A 19,865-nucleotide genomic window follows, 5' to 3' on the forward strand; every position below is an offset into this window, starting at 1 on the left:
TCATTAAAGTCACTTTTCTTATTAAAAGAATATTTTAAGATTTATTCACTACTAATTTGAACTTCAAAATGATTGATATGTAATGTTAAATAAACTATTTCCGCTTCGTATACATACACACTAAACTCACGTTGAATCATTTTTAATATTTTATAAGCCGTATTAAAACTACGAGGATACATAGTTTTTATCATCGATATAAAATTCTCCTGTGCTTCTAAATACTCACCTTTAGTTAATCGATATATTAAAAATTGTATGTGTCTTATAAAACGCTGATATTGTATTGTTTGTTTATCAATTGAATGTTGTAAATCAGTTTCAATAATTGTAATACTCTTATTGATTAACTTGTTTATTACTGAAATATCGTGAATTGATAATTTTTCAGAGTTGGATGCAATATGTAATGCGATGAATCCAATTTCATCTTCTGGAAAATGTACGTCTAAGGTTTTATTTAATTTATCGATTACCTTTCGAGCAACATTGTATGCATTACTATAGAGATGTTTTGTTTCAATCACAAATGGATTTGTAATCATTTGATGTTGCTTAAGTCTTTTATAGGCATAAATGATGTGATCTGTAAGTGCAACAACCAAATTTTTATCATCTGTAATTAGACCAGATTCATTGATAATATTAACTGATTCTATCACCGCTTGAACAACATGATCTTCTCCGAGCTCCAAAAGTGTTTTGTAGTGTTCTTGTTGCTCTTGTTGTTCTAATTTATAAATTTTTTCTATTGAAGCATTCTCTTGAACTGTCATACCAACCTTTTTATTAAAACCAATACCTTTACCAATTAAAACAACCTCTTGATGATTTTTTGTGCATATGATGACATTGTTATTGAGTGTTTTCGTTATTACATACTTGCTCATCATAATCACCTTTCTAATATCATTATTAAAATTATAATGCTTAATACCTAAATTGAAAAGGAATCTATTTTGAAATTTTTTACTGTTATATAGAGATTGAATCAATGACATCAATACTTTAAATCTTGCCAAAAATAAAGCGGCTTGATACATCAAGGGATATGTATCAAGCCGTTATTTTATTGATTTATTCACTATTTTTTTGGCATTTTTGCATGTTGTCCCCAAGTCTCAATGCCAAATAAATTTATTTCTAAGTTTTCGGGTTTAAACACAGGTCTCTTACCTTCTTTACGCTGTCTTTGATAATCTTTCATCACTGCAAACGCAATATTCGACAAACCTATAATTGATATGATATTTACTATTGCCATAAGACCCATAAATAAATCGGCAGTACTCCAAACTGTTTCTGTTTTAGCAACAGCACCTACAAATACTAAAAGTACTACAAAACATCTAAAAATAAATAATATCATCTTATTGTTAGATAAAAATTCAATATTGGATTGTCCATAGTAATAGTTACCTACAACAGATGAAAATGCAAATAAGGTAACTGCTACAGTTAAGAAAATACCTCCTGCTGAACCTAAATGTTCGTTCAACGCTGATTGCGTAACTGCTACACCTTGAGGCGCGCTATCACCAAATTGCAAACCAGAATATAATAAAATCATAATTGCTGTAGCTGTACAAACAAGCATAGTGTCAAAGAATACACCTAATGATTGAATTAAACCTTGTTTAACGGGATGGGGCACAGCAGATGTAGCAGCAGCATTAGGTGCAGATCCCATACCAGCTTCGTTTGAGAATAAACCACGTTTAATACCTTGAAGAATAGCAGCTCCTACAGCACCACCAGTAACCTGCTGAACTCCGAATGCACTTTTAATAATAGTGCCAATCATAGGTACAATTTGATCTATATTGAGTAATAAAATGATTAAAACCATACCTATATAAACAATAGCCATAATAGGCACAATAAGTGAAGATAGTGTAGCTATGCTACGAACACCACCAAAGATGATAATACCTGTAATAACTGCAAGTACTATTCCAGTAATTACCGGGCTAATATTGTATTGTGTATTTAATGATTCAGCAATTGTATTCGCTTGAACAGTATTAAATACAAAAGCAAATGTAACTGTAATTAAAACAGCAAATACAATTCCAAGCCATTTTTGGTTTAGCCCTTTTGTTATGTAATAGGCTGGTCCGCCACGGAATCCACCTTCTTTGTCATGTACCTTATAAACTTGAGCAAGCGTTGCTTCCATAAATGCACTAGCTGCACCAATAAAAGCAATAATCCACATCCAGAAGACTGCACCGGGGCCACCAAGAACAATAGCAGTTGCAACACCGGCAATATTTCCAGTTCCTACTCTTGACCCAGCACTAATCGCAAAAGCTTGAAATGGTGAAATACCCTTCTCACCACTACTTAAAGTTTCTGGCTTTTCAGTTAATGCTCTAAACATCTCTGGTAACATTCTGAGTTGAATAAATTTAGAACTAATTGTAAAGAAAAAACCTGCTGTTAATAATAATCCAATAAGATATTGAGACCAAATTAAGTCATTCCCGACTTGAACAAATGTTTTAAACCAGCCAGGAATTAAGTTATCAAAATCTTGCAAAACGAATCCCTCTCATCCACTTAAATTTATCGTTTTAAATACACCAAGAGATTTATGCTTTAATTTCATTAACAAAGATTAAACATTCATATTAACAATAAATGTATATTATCACTTTGATAGTTCAAATTAGACATAAATCCCTTGTGCTCATTTTAGTTGCTATTATTAATTTTTATTTTATCATTTTATTTTGTGATTGCATATACTTTTACTCTAGAATCATACTTTCTACTTCTCCAAAATCATCAGTATCAATAATAAATGATCCATTAGTATATTGTTCAGATAAGTGTACATCATCGATATTACCATATTCTTCATGATGTTGAGAGAATACAATATATTTCGTGTGATTTTCTTTAACTACTGCACCTGCCACAATTCGATGCGGTTTTTTCTTTAATTCTTTTAGTAAAGTAATTCCACGTTGTGCGCGTTTAGCTTCTTGAAGAACATTAAAATCAATACGCTTCATAGCACCACGTTGTGTAACCATTATTATGGAATCTGAGTCGTTCACATCTTCTGTCATAACAACATAGTCTTCATCTTTAAGATTAATTGATTTAACACCAGCTGCTCTTAAGCCTGTATCCGATAATTCATTAGTTGAATAAGTTAATGACATGCCTTTATGGGTTAGAACAGTAATTAACTGATCAGACTCTAATCGAACGACATTAATAAGTTCATCTTTGTCTTTAACCTTCATATTTATGAGTGGTTTATTAAACCGAGTAGTTTTAAATTGTGAAGCACTACTTTTCTTAATCATGCCGTTTTTTGTAGCCATAATATAAAAGGCTTCATTTTTAAAATCTTTTTCGTTGTATACATTTACCACTTCTTCATCTTCATCTATTGGCACAATTTGTGATATGTGTTGACCAAGCTCTTTCCAACGGATATCGGCTAATTTATGAACAGGTATAAACAAATATCTACCTTTATTTGTAAATACAAGAACAGTATCTTGAGTATTCACGCTTTCATGTTTTAATAAACGGTCGCCGTCCTTCAAACCGATTTCAGTCACACCACTTGCGTTAAAACTACGTGTAGATGTACGTTTTATATAGCCATGTTGCGTCAAACTTAAAATCACTTCTTCACTAGGCACCATAACTTCTTTATCAATTTTGATTTCGGAAATTTCAGCTTCGATTGTAGATAGTCGATCCACTTTAAATTTCTTTTTAATTTCATTTAGTTCATCTTTAATTACTGCTAAAAGTGCCTCATGATTATCTAAGATATTTCTTAATTCTTTTATTAAAGCTTCTAACTCTTCATGTTCTTTTTTCAAAGCTTCAATGTCAGTATTTGTTAATCTATACAGCTGTAACATGACAATAGCTTCTGCTTGAGCTTCAGTAAAGTCATACTCTGCAACTAAATTATCTTTAGCATCTTTTTTATTTTTAGAATTACGTATCAATGCAATAACTTCATCAAGTATAGATAAAGCTTTCATTAATCCTTCCACAATATGCATACGTTTTTCAGCTTGCTCTAAGTCATAACGCGTTCTATTTGTAACCACTTCAATTTGATGATTTAAATAACTTTCTATAATTTCACGTAATCCCATCAACTTAGGGCGACCTTCACTAATAGCAACCATATTAAAATTATATGAAATTTGTAAATCCGAATTCTTATATAAATAGTTTTTGATTGATTCGCTATTAGCATCTTTTTTTAATTCGATTGCAATTCGTAATCCAGTTCTATCAGTCTCATCTCGAACTTCTACAATACCATCAACCTTTTTATCGGCACGTAATTCGTCAATTCTTTTAACTAAACTACTTTTATTCACTTCATACGGAATTTCAGTCACAATTAATTGTTTACGTCCACTTCTTAAAGGCTCTTCATCTACTCGTGAACGCACGACAACCTTTCCTTTACCGGTCTCATACGCTTTTTTTATACCTTCTATTCCTTGAATGATACCACCTGTAGGAAAGTCAGGCCCTTTGATATATTTCATCAGTTGATTAATTGTAATATCAGGTTGATCGATATACTTCAATGTGCCTTGTATTACTTCGGCGAGGTTATGCGGCGGGATATCAGTAGCATATCCTGAAGAAATCCCCGTAGATCCATTAATTAATAAATTAGGGAATCTCGCTGGTAATACCATTGGTTCCAAAGTTGTGTCATCATAGTTTGGAATAAATGATACTGTTTCCTTATTAATATCCCTTAATAGTTCTTCTGATAATTGACTAAGTTTAGCTTCTGTGTAACGCATAGCAGCTGGAGGATCGTTATCGATACTACCATTATTACCATGCATTTCAATTAGAACATGACGTAACTTCCAATCTTGACTTAAGCGCACCATAGCATCATATACTGAAGAGTCTCCATGAGGATGATATTGACCTATTACATCACCGACAGTTTTCGCACTTTTACGGAAATTTTTATCATACGTATTCCCACTTGAATACATTGCGAATAGTATACGTCGTTGTACTGGTTTTAAACCATCACGTACATCAGGTAATGCACGTTCTTGAATGATATATTTACTATAACGTCCAAATCGGTCACCAATAACATCTTCAAGTGACAAATCTTGAATTATCTCACTCAATTCGTTTCCTCCTCAATATATTTTTCATTCTCTAGTATTTGGACTTCTTTATTATCCAAAATGCTTTGATCTTCTTGCATACCAAATTCAACGTGTTTTTCAATCCACTCTCTTCGTGGGGCAACCTTATCCCCCATCAAAGTAGTGACACGTTTTGATGAACGAACTTCATCTTCAACTTGAACTCTAATTAATGTCCGAGTTTCTGGATTCATGGTAGTTTCCCATAATTGTTCTGGATTCATTTCACCAAGACCTTTATAACGCTGTAATATGAAACCTTTTCCTAATTGCTTTTGTAAATTTTCTAATTCTTCATCAGTCCAAGCGTACTCAACTTTTTTATTCTTACCTTTGCCTTTTTCTAATTTGTATAAAGGCGGTAACGCAATAAAGACACGCCCAGCTTGAACAAGTGGTTTCATATATTTAAAGAAAAATGTAAGCAATAATACTTGAATATGTGCACCATCCGTATCAGCATCTGTCATGATAATAATTCTGTTGTAATTACTATCCTCAATTTTAAAGTCAGTACCAACACCAGCACCAATAGTATGAATAATCGTATTAATTTCTTCATTTTTAAAAATATCCTCTAAACGTGCCTTTTCTGTATTAATAACCTTTCCACGAAGAGGTAAAATAGCTTGGAATTTACGGTCGCGTCCCAATTTTGCAGAACCTCCCGCTGAATCACCCTCAACTAGATATAACTCGTTTTTATCAGTATTTTTACTTTGCGCAGGAGTTAACTTACCTGATAACAATGTATCTTTACGTTTATTTTTCTTTCCGGAGCGTGCATCTTCTCTAGCTTTACGAGCAGCCTCGCGTGCTTGTTGAGCTTTAATTGCTTTTTTAACTAATGATTTAGATAATTGGCCCTTTTCTTCTAAGTAATATGGTAATTTTTCTGAAACAACAGAGTCTACAGCACTCCTTGCTTCTGAAGTGCCAAGTTTTGATTTCGTTTGCCCTTCAAATTGAAGAAGTTCTTCTGGTATACGTACTGAAATTATCGCTGTTAAACCTTCGCGTATATCATTACCGTCTAAATTTTTATCTTTATCTTTCAGTTCGTTTATACGACGTGCATATTCATTAAAAACACGAGTCATCGCCGTTTTGAAACCAACTTCATGAGTACCTCCGTCCTTTGTACGAACATTATTTACAAAACTTAATATGCTCTCAGAGTACTGATCATTATATTGGAATGCTACGTCTACCTCTATTCCATTGGAATGCCCTGCAAATGTAGTAACATCATGTAATACTTCTTTACCTTCATTGACATAACTAACAAATTCTTTAATTCCTTCTTCGTAATGGTAAATTTCTTCTCGTTCTTTTCCACTACGTAAATCAGTAAGTGTAATTTTTAAATCTTTAAGTAAAAATGCAGATTCTTGTAAACGCTCACTTAAAATATCAAAATTAAAAGTCGTCGTTGACTTAAATATTTCTGAGTCTGGTTTAAATGTAACTTTAGTACCAGTTTTTTTTGTTTTTCCAGTTTTTACTAAACCTGTCGCTGGAATACCACCATTTTTGAAATTTTGTGTGTAGATATTACCATCTCTATGAATTTCAACTTCAAGCCATTCACTAAGGGCATTTACTACAGAAGCACCCACCCCATGGAGACCTCCAGATGTTTTATAACCTCCTTGTCCAAATTTACCTCCAGCATGTAAAACAGTAAATATAACTTCTGCAGTAGGTTTGCCAGACGCATGTATACCTGTTGGCATACCTCGACCATTATCTTCTATAGAAATACTACCATCCTGATTAATTGTTACTGTAATCGCATCACCATAACCATTTAATACTTCATCGACGGAGTTATCGACAACTTCATATACAAGATGATGTAATCCTCGTTTATCAGTTGATCCAATGTACATACCAGGTCTCTTCCTAACTGCTTCTAGTCCTTCAAGTACCTGAATTGAATCATCTGAATAATTATTTTGTTTATTCATTGCCAATGATTTCGCCCTCCTACAAACGTACGTTCGTTATTAAAACTATACAATAGTTATTCTTATATAAATTCACCTAAATTGCAAGTGTCATTTAAATTACTAAGTTGTTTGAGTAACTTTATTGAATTAAATTAAATTAACAATGTTCTAATTAATATTGAGTGTGGTAGAATGAAGCTAAGTTTCTAAAGGATGTGTAAGTTTTTATGATGATCATCGTCATGTTAATCTTGAGTTATCTGATTGGTGCATTCCCAAGCGGGTTAATTATTGGTAAATTATTTTTTAAAAAAGATATAAGACAATACGGTAGTGGAAATACTGGAGCAACTAACAGTTTTCGTGTTCTTGGAAGACCAGCTGGATTTATAGTTACGTTTTTAGATATTTTCAAGGGATTTATTACAGTCTTTTTTCCACTATGGTTCCCAGTTCATGCGGATGGTGTTATAAGCACCTTCTTTACAAATGGTTTAATAGTAGGATTGTTTGCAATACTCGGTCACGTGTATCCAATATATCTGAAATTTAATGGCGGAAAAGCAGTAGCTACCAGTGCAGGAGTTGTATTAGGTGTCAATCCTATTTTACTTCTTATCTTGGCAATTATCTTTTTTAGTGTATTAAAAATCTTTAAATATGTTTCTTTATCAAGTATCATTGCAGCAATTAGTTGTGTGATTGGTTCAATCATCATTCATGATTATATTTTACTTGCTGTTAGCGGAATTGTTTCAATCATATTAATAATTCGACACAAATCTAATATAGTTAGAATTTTTAAAGGAGAAGAACCTAAAATTAAATGGATGTAACTCAAATTTCTAATTGCTTAGAGCCTGGGACTTCAAATCAATGTTCCAGGCATTATTAATATATTAGCGATTAATAACTTAATTGCCAAAATAAAATAAAGACTTAAAATTTTGAAAAGATTCATTATTTTCCATGAATTTATATTTACTCGATTACAATAAAAGAGCATATCCAATGTATTATGCTATCATGCCTTTAAAATTTAGATAAATAAAAATTTAAAAAAGTAAGGTGATAACACTATGAATATAAAATTAACTCAAAAGGCAGTAGAATGGTTTAAAAACGAATTGGATTTACCTATAAGCAATAAAGTTCTTCAATTTTATGTAAAATATGGAGGAGAATTCCAATTAAAACAAGGATTTAGTCCAGCGTTCACCGTAGAAAATAAAGATGCTATTGATATAGGTTTTGAACAAACATTCTATGAAATAAATGTCGTTATTGCGGAAAAAGATTTATGGTATTTTCAAGATGAAAAACTAACTGTAGATGCAATCGATCATGAAGATGAGATCATCTACAAACGAAATTAATATAATTATACATATAAAAAAAGAAGCGATAAAAACTACTTCGCTTCTTTTTATAAATGATTAATGCCAAACGTAACCTCAGCATCTTTACCTTCTTTATTTAACTGGTTAACTTTACTATAAGTCTCATGCCACTCAGGAAAATATCTATCCAAGCGTATGGGTTTAAATGTATCTGCTTTAATACAGATAAGTTCTGTTGAACCAGTAGTAGCTAACTCTCCATTTTCATTATAAACCTTATAACAATAAGTTGAACGTAATCTAGAATATTTTTCCACCCATGTTTTTACTGTCACCTTTTCAGGATAGTAAATTGATTTTTTATATTGCACTTTTAAATCTACAACTGGTGAAATAACACCTTGTTCTTCCATAGAGGCATAACTGAAGCCAAGCTTTCTTATATAGTCTGTTCTCGCAACTTCAAACCATGTTGCGTAGTTACCGTGATAGATAACCCCCATTTTATCGGTTTCTTGATATCTTGCTTCAATTTCAGTCAAACTGTATATCATTGGAATAATCCTTCTTTCAACTTTAACTTATTCTTTCAATTAAGGATAACATAAAGCAGTCATGCCAACACAATAGTTAGCATGACTGCTTGTACTCAATAGTGAGTCAAAATCATATTAAATTACTGCGCAAGTTTATTTCTTAGTACCATTTGTAAAATACCACCATGACGATAATAATCTAATTCTACTAGTGAATCAAAACGTACAATAGCTTTGAAATTAATGATTTCACCATTTTCTTTTTTTGCAGTCACATTTACAAGATCATGTGGCTGTACATCTTCATTAATATCTACAGATATTTCTTCTTTTCCATCAAGACCCAGTGCTTCTGCAGATTCTCCTTGTTGGAATTGAAGCGGTAGTACACCCATCATAACTAAGTTAGAGCGATGAATACGTTCATAGCTTTGTGCAATGACAGTTTTAACTCCTAATAAATTGGTACCTTTTGCAGCCCAGTCACGAGAAGATCCCATTCCATAGTCATTACCAGCTAAGACAACTAAGCCAGTTCCATCTTCTTTATATTTCATTGCTGCATCATATATAGGCATTATTTCTCCGGTAGGCCAATATGTTGTAAATCCGCCTTCAGTACCTGGAGCAAGTTGGTTTTTGATACGAATATTGGCAAATGTACCACGTACCATAACTTCGTGGTTACCGCGACGGGAACCATAAGAGTTAAAGTTGCGAATTGCAACATCATGATCTAATAAGTATTTTCCTGCTGGTGTATCTTTACCGATAGCACCTGCTGGAGAAATATGGTCTGTTGTAACAGAATCACCAAATTTACCCATAACTCTCAAACTTTTAAGTGGTTCAATTTTACCCGGCTCTTTAGATAATCCTTGGAAAAATGTTGGATTTTGAATATATGTTGAATTAGGATCGAAATCATATAATGGTTCATCGGTTACATCTATTTCATTCCACATTTCATTGTTATGATATACATTTTTATATTCTTCTAAGAATAGTTCAGGTGTAACAACTTTATCTACAGTATCAGAAACTTCTTGTATTGAAGGCCAAATGTCTTGTAAATATACATCTTTACCATCTTTACCTTTACCAATTGGTTCATTTTGTAAATCAATATCTACTGTACCAGCAAGCGCATAAGCTACAACAAGTTGTGGTGAGGCTAAATAGTTTGCTTTCACTAATGGATGGATTCGCCCCTCAAAATTACGATTACCTGATAAAACTGAAGTTACTAATAAATCTTCATCCGCAACTGCCTTTTCAATTTCAATTAATAGTGGCCCTGAGTTACCAATACATGTAGTACAACCATAACCAACAAGATTGAAACCTAAATCATCTAAATACTGTTGTAATCCAGAATCTCTTAAATATCCTGTAACAACTTTTGAACCTGGAGCAAGTGACGTCTTAACAAACTCTGGTACTTTCAATCCTTTTTCTACAGCTTTTTTAGCAACTAAACCAGCACCTAACATAACATATGGATTAGAAGTGTTAGTACATGAGGTAATAGCAGCAATTGCTATATCTCCTGTTTTCATTGTTGCTTTAGATCCATCATTAAAATTAATTTCTGCTTTTTTATCAAATTCACTTTGATCAAGTCCATGTCCTTGATTACCAGCAGGAGCAGTTACTGATTTTTCAAATTCTTTTTTCATATCACTTAAGAAAATTAAGTCTTGTGGACGCTTTGGACCAGAAAGTGATGCCTCTACTGTAGATAAGTCTAAATCAATAACATCTGTATATTCAGGATCCTCTTTTTCTACATCAAAGAACATATGGTTTTGTTGTAAATATTCTTTAACCAATTCAATATGTTCTTCGTCACGGCCTGTAAGTTTCATATATTTCAATGATTCTTCATCTACTGGGAAGAAACCACACGTTGCACCATATTCTGGAGCCATGTTAGCAATTGTAGCTCTGTCTGCTAATGGTAAATGTTGAACACCTGGACCGAAGAATTCAACAAATTTTCCAACTACACCTTTTTTACGTAATTCTTCAGTCACACGTAAAGCTAAATCCGTAGCTGTTGAGCCTTGTGGTAAAGAGTGAGTTAAACGCACTCCGATAACTTCAGGAATTGGGAAATATGATGGTTGTCCTAACATACCTGCTTCGGCTTCGATACCACCAACGCCCCAACCTAGAACACCAATACCATTAATCATTGTAGTATGTGAATCAGTACCTACTAAAGTGTCAGGAAATGCTGTTTTTTCACCATCAACATCTCTTACATGTACTACATTTGCTAAATACTCTAAGTTTACTTGATGGACAATACCTGTAGCAGGAGGTACTGCATTATAGTTATCAAAAGCTTTTGTTGCCCAGTTTAAAAATTGATAACGTTCATAGTTACGTTCAAATTCTAATTTCATATTACGTTCTAATGCTTCTGGATTAGCGTAACTATCAACTTGAACTGAATGGTCGATAACTAAATCCACAGGTACTTCTGGGTTGATTTTATTAATATCCCCACCAACATCATTCATAGCTTTACGTAAAGAAGCCAAATCTACTACTGCTGGCACACCTGTAAAGTCTTGTAAAATAACTCTAGAAGGTTTGAATGGAACTTCACCTTCGTTACCTGCATTTCCGAATTTACTTAATGCTTTGATATGATCATCTGTTATAACAAAATCATCCTCTTGTCGTAACACAGATTCTAACAATACGCGAATTGAGTATGGTAATTTAGAAATTTTAGCTAGCCCTTTTTCTTCTAATGTTTGTAAGTCATAGTAAGTATATGATTGGCCATTTAATTCGAATTGTTTCTTTGCTTGTTCTTTAATATTAGAAGCCATTTTATATCCCCCTTGATATTTATATATATTTATATGCCGTTAATTAAATTGTATTATTATATGTTTATCAAAACAACTATGTACCGTTAGAAAACGCTTTATTTTCATTTCGCTTTTGTAATCAGTTTATATAAGAAAAACTTATCTTAAAATATTTGTGCAATAAGAAAATGTTATTAATTGAGAATGGTTATCAATAATGAACATCATTTTAAATCTCAAACTACTATTCGGTTTCTTCATACATATTGAATGACTAAAACTTATAAGCGTATGCACTCAAAAATGAAATGATATCAATTTGATACTGTATCTATATGCAGATATGATAATAAAATTTTAGTTGTGAGACATTAATGATTTTTATTAAAAAAACCTGAGACAATTTTGTTTGTCTCAGGTTAATAAAGCAATTACACACTATTCTTCTTTTTCTTTATTTCTTCTAACTTCTCTTTTTTCAAGAATATCTGTTTCATAATCTTCTTGTTGATATTTAACATATTCTTGTAAGCGATGTTTATTTGGCGTAAGTGTTAATCCAAGGAATTTACGTTCCTTATTTGCATCTTTGTAGAAACTTATCATCATCATTATGACGACGAATGAGAATGGGAAGGCACTTATAATGGCAGCACTTTGAATAGCATTCAAGGCTTTAGAGCCATCTCCTCCACCAGCTAATAATAGTACAAAGGCAATAAGTGCTTGCGCAACTCCCCAGGTTACTTTAACTAGACTACTTGGATTTAATGATCCAAATGTAGTTTGCATACCTAATACGAATGTTGCTGAGTCAGCTGAAGTAACAAAGAAAGAAGCGATAAGCAATAATGCAATGATAGATAAAACAATACCTAACGGAATATGGTTGAATACACCAAATAACTGTGTTTCAGGTGACATTTTAAAGAGACCCGAATCTTTTTTACCAGCTTCAATGCCTAATACGCCGAAAACACTGAACCATATAAAGCTAACAAGTGCCGGTACTAATAAAACACCTGAAATAAATTCTCTTATAGAACGTCCTTTAGATACACGTGCGATGAATACACCAACGAATGGACTCCAACTTAGCCACCAACCCCAATAGTATAATGTCCAAGTTGACATCCAATCACGCTTTTGACCGTTTAACGCAGCAGTATCAAAACTGTTAAATAAGAATGAATTTAATAAGCTACCCGTAGAACTTGTCATCATATTTAAGATTAAAACAGTTGGTCCAACAATTAAGGTTACAATCATTAATATCGTACCAAGACCTATATTTAAATTACTTAAATATTGAATTCCCTTGCTTAAACCTGACCAAGCACTAGCAATAAATAAAATTGTTACGACAACAATAATAATACCTTGAACAAAAGTGTTGTTCGGCACACCAAATAAATAATGCAAGCCACCATTAATTTGAAGTGCGCCCATACCTAGAGACACAGCTACACCAACTAATGTAGCAAAAACAGAAAGTACATCAATAAGAGTACCTATTGGTCCTTCAACTTTATCTCCCAATAATGGACGTAAGGTTCTAGAAATTAATCCAGGTTCACCTTTACGGAATTGAGAATAAGCAAGTGCTAAAGCTACCACGCCATAAATTGCCCAAGCATGGAATCCCCAATGGAAAAATGTAGATCTTAAAGACTCAGTGTAGGCCTTTGTCGTTTCAGGATCAGCTGTTGGTGGAGCAGCAAAATGTGCCATAGGTTCAGCTGCACCATAGAATACTAAACCAATACCCATACCAGCACTGAATAGCATTGCGAACCAAGAAATTGTATTAAATTCTGGTTTGTCATTAGGTTTACCTAATTTAAGTTTCCCAATTGGACTGAAAATCAAGAAAACACAGAAGAATACAATTACTGTTGTTAAAATAAGGTAATACCAACCCAAATTATTAGTAATCCACATCTTAGCCGTATTAGTAACGCTATCGAATTTCTCAGGCCAAACAGCACCGATAATCACTACTATAGCTGCAATAATTGAACTATAGATGAAAACCGAAGAAAACTTTTTATTTTTCTTCTCTTGTGAAGAAGAATTCATAATTAATTACTCCCTTCATTCGAATATTTAATTTTTCAAGGCAGTAAAATCAAAAAATTAAATTTTATTTTAAAATTTTTAACTTTACCAATACACTTTAATAGATTAACAAAGGTCTTCAACATTATCAAATTTACATAATTATAGTATTTGCTAAAATATTTATATGTTGTATAATCAGAAATATATTTTAAAAGAAGGGTTATGCTTTATGTTAAAAGAATTTAAAGAGTTTGCACTCAAAGGCAATGTTTTAGACTTAGCTATTGCTGTAGTTATGGGAGCAGCGTTTAATAAAATAGTTACATCCCTAGTCCAATACATCATCATGCCATTAATTGGTAAATTATTTGGTTCAGTTAATTTTGCTGAAGATTGGTCTTTTTGGGGGATTAAGTATGGACTTTTCATACAATCAATAATTGACTTCATCATAATTGCTTTTGCTTTATTTATCTTTGTTAAGATAGCTAATACAGTTATGAAAAAAGAAGAGAAAGAAGAAGAAGTAGAAGAAAATACTGTTTTATTAACAGAAATTAGAGACTTGCTTAAAAAATAATCAAATCACTATATCCAATTATAGAGACTTAAAGAAATTATACGTGTTCTTATTAAAGTATTGAAAAATCAATAGCTTTAAATTAGAGCATGTCACAAAATCTTAAGTCTCTATTTTTTAATTTTTTCTAAATTGTGTATGACTTTCGTATTGGTTACTTGTCACTTCTAAAATCAAAGGTATGCGTTGCTTAAGTTCGCTTACATGTGAGATTATACCAACCATGCGCCCAGATGATTTTAAATTAATTAATGTATCTATCGCAGTTTCGAGTGTTTCTTGATCTAAAGTGCCAAATCCTTCATCTATAAACATAGAATCTAAAGTGATTCCACCTGATTCTTGTTGTACAACTTCACTTAATCCTAAAGCTAAAGCTAGTGATGCTTGAAATGTTTCTCCTCCTGAAAGTGAACTTATGTGTCTCGATTTATTTGAATGAAAATCAAACACGTCAATTTCCAATCCACTTAACCCTAAGGAAATGGCCTCTCTTCTAATCAGTTGATATCTATTTCCACTCATAAATGAAAGTCGTTGATTCGCTTGAAAAATTATTTTTTCCAAGTAATAAATTAAAACATAATTTTCTAGTGTTAATTTATAATCATTTTTACCAGCTAATATTTCTGATAGCAAGAAAATTTCTTTTTGCACTTTTAATTCATCATCGAGAATCTGAATTATATTTTTTATTTTATTAAATTTGTTAGAGTTATTATCTATTTTATAGCTAATCGTAGCTATTTGTGAATTCGTTTCATCTAGTTTCAAGTTTGTTTTTTCTATAGATTGTCGTAATTCTTCTAAATTTAATAATTTTTTGCCCTTAACCAATTCTTTGAGTCTGTTAATCTCTATTTCATAACTTTGATAGTTCTTATTATAAATATTAATTTCTCTTTCTATTTCATCTTTTTGAGCACTTAAATCTGCAGCGCTTTTGACTTGATCATAAGACTCAAAACCAAGTTGTTGCATTTCTTTTTCCATTTTTAATTCTAAATTATTTATTTCCTTACTTGTTTGAGTTAAATTCTCAGTTAAATGTTTTTGATCATTCATTTCTATCTTTAACTTATTATTCAACTCGTTCAATTTATCTTTAGTTTTCTCATTCTCATACTCATACGTCTCAACTTGTTTTTTAGCATGAGAATAATAAGTTTCAAAATCATTTACTGATGAAAATTGTGAATGTCGTTCAAAATCATTAATTTGAATTTCCAGTTTTTCTTTTTGCGTGTTCTTTCGACTCAAATCTAAATCAAACTGATGTATTTTATTAACTATTTCTTTTTCTTGTTTCTCAAAATTTTCTACTAACTTATTTATGCTTTGTTGCTCGTCTTTTAGTTGATTCAAATGATTAAGCTGTTTTTGAAGCTCACTAATATCCTTCTTTTCTTGTTTCTCAAAATTTAATTCATTTTCTCTATGATTTAATTCTTCAATTCGAGTTTCTATTTTGATTATTTCATCACGAATTTTTACCTTCTTACTTTCTAACCGTTTTATTTTATTATTTTTTTGAGCAATTGATTCAAAATCAATATGTTCTCCCAATGAATGTATTTCATTACCACAAATTGGACAGGTATCTCCAATTGACATAGCGGACTTTATTTCATTTACAAAATCCTTTTTGTCATTCAAATCAATTAAAGTCGCATCTATATTGGTGATTGATGATTCAATTTCATTTAACTGTTCTTTCTTCTCTTTTAATTTGCTAAGATAAGATGATTTATCTAGTTGTAATTTATCAAATAATTTCTCATCCTTTTTTTGTCTTTCAGATTCATCTATAATCTTTTTCAGCTTATAAATCTCTTCAGTGTAATGTTCAATAATTGCAAAATCTTTGTTCTTGTTGTTCATTTCTTTCGTCAATTCTTCTTTTTTGGTTATTAAATCATTATATTCACTGTATAATCTTTTTATTTCTTCTTCAATTACCGGTTTTTGTTGATAACTACTAATAATCTTATCTAATTGATTGAAGAAAACTTGGTTTTTTTCTAGATACTGATTAAATTGAGTTATTTCATTTTCTCGTGTTGATAAATGTTCGAGTTGTTTTTGAAAACCTTTAATTTCATTGTGATAGTTTGTTTCGTTTAATTTTGATTGCTCATGAAGTGACACTAATTCATCTTTATCTTTTTTTAAACTTTGTAACCTAGTAAAATAAGTGATTAATACTTTAGATTCCTGAATCATTTTTAATTCTTGCTTTAATTTATCAATATAATTTTGTTCTTTTTTCAAATCGTCAAATTTGATTTTTTCCGCTTTTAATTTTTTAGTATTCTCACTTAATTCAACATTCACTTTATATTTATGATTTAAATCATCTAATTCCTTAGTTATTTTATTCTTAGCTTCTTCAAATGACTTGAGAATTTTGCATCCATAATCATTAAATTGTGGGAATTTTTCAATCATTTTATCTGTCTGAGAACTCTCTAATTCTTTATATAAGGCCAATTCATCATTATTAAATGTATCTATATCATTCCATAAATTTTCAATTTGAGTGTATCTATTTTCAATTTGTACTTTTTCTTGCTTTACATTTTCTACAAGTAGATGTCTAATCTCATCAAATCGCTCACTATTAAAAAGTGTTCTAAGAATCGATTGTTTGTCTTTACTATTTGACTGAAGAAACTTTTTAAATTCTCCTTGAGGCAAAATAAATAATTGACGAAATTGTTCAGCATTAACGCCTAATAATTGTACGATAAATTGATTACCTTGATTCACTTTACTTTCTCTTAATTCAAATTGATTATCAACTAATTCATATATATTTAACTTGGCTTGTGTTTTAGTTATATTCCCCTCTTTAATAAATGGCGCTTCTCTATGAATTTTAAAAGTTTGATTATTAACTTTAAATTGATAAATTACAGACATTGGCGATTTACCGTCTGCAAAATGACTTCTTAAATCTCCTTCTTTTCTAGTTTTGGTCGAAGCCATACCGTATAATGCGTATACTATAGCATCAAAAATCATTGTTTTACCAGATCCAGTTTTACCACTAATTAAAAAGAGTTGATCAGTTTCAACTTGCTCAAAATCAATAGTTTCTTTAATAAAAGGGCCAAAGTTCTCCATAACTATATGTAAAGGCTTCAAATCTTACCCCTCCCTATCCAATATAAAACTTAACAAGTGCTTTATTTTGTCTGATTGAACTTGACTCAGATGTTGATCTGTCATATTTTTATAAAAATTTTCTATAATTGTCTGATCATCTTGTTTTTTGATTTCAACATGGCTAAAATTCTCACTATGATCAAATACTACATTCGATAGTGCTAATATATTGGGATAAATTTGTTTCAGTTTCATCATTGGATCAGTAATATGAGAAACATTCGTTAACTTAAAATGAAAATAATTATTTTTATTTTTTACTTTAATTCTTTCTTGAATAATATCCTCATAATCACCTTCAATAACTTCTAGTTCTCTTAGAGGTTTTAAAGGAACGAAGGTTTCATTTAATAGTTGGTTGTTTTCAATATCAAGAACTCTATATCCTTTAGATTGATTTACTTCAGAGAAAGAGTATTGCAAAATCGAACCGCTATATTTGATAAAAGAGTTATTTATACTAAATGGATGATGTAGGTGCCCGAGCATTACATAATCAAACAACCGAAAAGAATGCATATCAACTGATTCTACTGTTCCAATAGTTAATGGTCTTTCTGAATCTGAAGTTTTACCGCCCTCAATAGTTAAATGACCAATTAATATATTCACCTTATTATTATCTATGGAACTAGACATTTGCTCTAAGCATTCGTTTAATGCTTGTTGATATGTTTCTATTTGCTTATCTTTAAAATAATTTTGTACTTCACTCACAGTTGCGAAAGGTAAAGTGAAAAATTGAACACCACTCAATTCTATTGGATCATCAATATTTTCTAGTTGAGTTCTTATGTAAAGTTGATTATTCTCAAACCATTTAGAGCCATAATTCAATCTTTCCCTACCATCATGGTTACCGCTTATCATGATTATTGGAATTTTAAGTTCTATATTTAGGTATTCAATAGTCTCTTCAAGTAAACCTATCGCTTCTTTACTTGGATATGAGGTATCATACAAATCACCTGCAATTACTATTAAATCTGGCTGTTCTTTCTCCATATGTTGTTTAAACTGAGTTAAAATATATTTTTGATCTTCAAGCAATTGTTTTCCATTTAAAATTTTACCCAGATGCCAATCAGCGGTATGTACAATTTTCATAATTATCCTCCTGATAAGAACGTTTGTTCGTTTTAATTCTATATGCTTTTTTTATCTTTTTCAAGTAAAAAACCACCTATCAAGATAATGATAAGTGGTTAAATATATTACTTAATAAGATTCTTTTGCAATTTTTTATATTTATAAAGCATTGCACATCTCCAAGGTACTATCATACAAAATGCGAGTAAAAAAAACATACCAGCAATTTCACCTGGATCAATTTCGCTACTTATAAATATTTTAATAACTGTTCTTATTATTAATAATGATATTAAAATAATTGGAAATGCTTTAGACCGTTTCATATAAATATTATCATCTTTAACTTCGAATCTAGAAGTCCAGATTAAAACAGTAGAAAACAAAACACCTAATATCAATGATTCTAACATTTCCATACCAGTTAATCGAAAGTATGGTACCACATACATCAATGCACCGGTAGCCATGAAAAATGGTGGTAAGATAATTTTCTTTTCATTGACTGGAAACTGTTGTGCTTTCATTCTTATCACTATAACGACAGCACCCATTAGAAATGCAAATACAATGGAAAAGACTAAATAAGTCAAATTGACACCCTCTTTTGACATAAACTTATTCGCTTAAATAATCATTTGATAGTATATCATTATCACTATAAAATTGACACTTTAAACGTTCAATTTTTAACATTTAAATACATATATAGTATTTAATTCATTACTAGAACATAAAATTAATATATTAATAATAATAAAAAAAGAGCGCTACAGTTATTCGATAAGTTTCTGTAACACTCGTTAATATAATGTCTATGAACCTTACATTTTTTGATTCATATTTTTATTCATCATTGTCATCATTTGATTAATTTTCTTTTGAGATGGTTTTTGTCCCATTTGCATCATCATCATACGTAGCATTTCCTCATTGATAGGTGGATTTTTCTTTAAGTAATCTTTCATATATTTTCTAGCTAATAAGAAACCACCAATTAAACCTGCAATAAGTGCTATAACGATTAGAATAATTGCTACCCAAATTGCCATTGTTTCACCCGCTTTCTTTATCCTTATGCATTTTACTAAATTCGTTCTGTTATTTCAAGACATTCTTGAATAATAACGATTA

General features: G+C 31.1%; 14 protein-coding genes. 3 read left to right on the forward strand and 11 right to left on the reverse strand.

Annotation, left to right across the window (positions count from 1 at the left end; translation table 11 throughout):
* Positions 1-41 precede the first annotated feature (41 nt).
* The 4 genes from glcT to parE all read right to left on the reverse strand — a co-directional run bounded on the left by glcT (position 42) and on the right by parE (position 7,147).
* The gene (gene glcT, locus FNL83_RS07275; RefSeq protein ID WP_002456203.1) at positions 42-890 is read right to left on the reverse strand and encodes a glucose PTS transporter transcription antiterminator GlcT; all 849 of its coding nucleotides are present in this window, start codon (positions 888-890) and stop codon (positions 42-44) included.
* Positions 891-1,084: 194 nt separating this feature from the next.
* Positions 1,085-2,542 (reverse strand): glutamine transporter AlsT, encoded by a 1,458-nt coding sequence (alsT, locus tag FNL83_RS07280; protein ID WP_001831046.1) that lies wholly within the window; start codon positions 2,540-2,542, stop codon positions 1,085-1,087.
* Positions 2,543-2,753: 211 nt separating this feature from the next.
* Entirely contained in the window at positions 2,754-5,156 is a 2,403-nt protein-coding gene (gene parC / locus FNL83_RS07285) for a DNA topoisomerase IV subunit A (protein ID WP_002439655.1), read from the reverse strand.
* A complete protein-coding gene (gene parE, locus FNL83_RS07290) occupies positions 5,153-7,147 on the reverse strand; it encodes a DNA topoisomerase IV subunit B (RefSeq protein ID WP_002456533.1) in 1,995 nt (664 codons plus the stop codon). The genes parC and parE overlap by 4 nt, the downstream gene beginning before the upstream one ends.
* Before the next feature lie 209 nt (positions 7,148-7,356).
* Here parE and plsY point away from each other — a divergent pair, with 209 nt between their 5' ends.
* Together plsY and FNL83_RS07300 are read left to right on the forward strand one after the other, a co-directional pair.
* Positions 7,357-7,965 (forward strand): glycerol-3-phosphate 1-O-acyltransferase PlsY, encoded by a 609-nt coding sequence (gene plsY / locus FNL83_RS07295; RefSeq protein WP_002439653.1) that lies wholly within the window; start codon positions 7,357-7,359, stop codon positions 7,963-7,965.
* Between the two features lie 243 nt (positions 7,966-8,208).
* The gene (locus FNL83_RS07300) at positions 8,209-8,505 is read left to right on the forward strand and encodes a HesB/YadR/YfhF family protein (protein WP_001831009.1); all 297 of its coding nucleotides are present in this window, start codon (positions 8,209-8,211) and stop codon (positions 8,503-8,505) included.
* A 50-nt stretch (positions 8,506-8,555) separates the two neighbouring features.
* Here the strand turns inward: FNL83_RS07300 and menI are convergent, their stop codons facing one another.
* The 3 genes from menI to FNL83_RS07315 all read right to left on the reverse strand — a co-directional run bounded on the left by menI (position 8,556) and on the right by FNL83_RS07315 (position 13,912).
* A complete protein-coding gene (gene menI / locus FNL83_RS07305) occupies positions 8,556-9,023 on the reverse strand; it encodes a 1,4-dihydroxy-2-naphthoyl-CoA hydrolase MenI (RefSeq protein WP_002487683.1) in 468 nt (155 codons plus the stop codon).
* 122 nt (positions 9,024-9,145) lie between these two features.
* Entirely contained in the window at positions 9,146-11,851 is a 2,706-nt protein-coding gene (acnA, locus tag FNL83_RS07310; RefSeq protein WP_002487711.1) for an aconitate hydratase AcnA, read from the reverse strand.
* Positions 11,852-12,271: 420 nt separating this feature from the next.
* Positions 12,272-13,912 carry a BCCT family transporter gene (locus FNL83_RS07315; protein ID WP_001831122.1) on the reverse strand — a complete coding sequence of 547 codons (1,641 nt, stop codon included), beginning with the start codon at positions 13,910-13,912 and terminating at the stop codon, positions 12,272-12,274.
* A gap of 211 nt (positions 13,913-14,123) precedes the next feature.
* Between FNL83_RS07315 and mscL the strand changes: the two genes are divergently transcribed.
* Positions 14,124-14,474 carry a large conductance mechanosensitive channel protein MscL gene (gene mscL / locus FNL83_RS07320; RefSeq protein WP_001831237.1) on the forward strand — a complete coding sequence of 117 codons (351 nt, stop codon included), beginning with the start codon at positions 14,124-14,126 and terminating at the stop codon, positions 14,472-14,474.
* A 117-nt stretch (positions 14,475-14,591) separates the two neighbouring features.
* Here mscL and sbcC read toward each other — a convergent pair whose 3' ends face one another.
* The 4 genes from sbcC to FNL83_RS07340 form a co-directional block, all read right to left on the reverse strand.
* Positions 14,592-17,621: an exonuclease subunit SbcC gene (gene sbcC / locus FNL83_RS07325; protein ID WP_002456208.1), complete on the reverse strand. Its 3,030-nt coding sequence runs from the start codon at positions 17,619-17,621 to the stop codon at positions 14,592-14,594.
* A 3-nt stretch (positions 17,622-17,624) separates the two neighbouring features.
* On the reverse strand, positions 17,625-18,749 hold the full coding sequence (sbcD, locus tag FNL83_RS07330; RefSeq protein ID WP_001830960.1) for an exonuclease subunit SbcD: 1,125 nt from the start codon (positions 18,747-18,749) through the stop codon (positions 17,625-17,627).
* Positions 18,750-18,856: 107 nt separating this feature from the next.
* Positions 18,857-19,324 (reverse strand): CcdC family protein, encoded by a 468-nt coding sequence (locus tag FNL83_RS07335; RefSeq protein ID WP_001831312.1) that lies wholly within the window; start codon positions 19,322-19,324, stop codon positions 18,857-18,859.
* A gap of 231 nt (positions 19,325-19,555) precedes the next feature.
* Entirely contained in the window at positions 19,556-19,783 is a 228-nt protein-coding gene (locus tag FNL83_RS07340; RefSeq protein WP_001831215.1) for a YneF family protein, read from the reverse strand.
* Positions 19,784-19,865 lie beyond the last annotated feature (82 nt).

It is taken from the genome of Staphylococcus epidermidis, assembly GCF_006742205.1.
In the GTDB taxonomy this organism is placed as follows: Bacteria; Bacillota; Bacilli; order Staphylococcales; family Staphylococcaceae; genus Staphylococcus; species Staphylococcus epidermidis.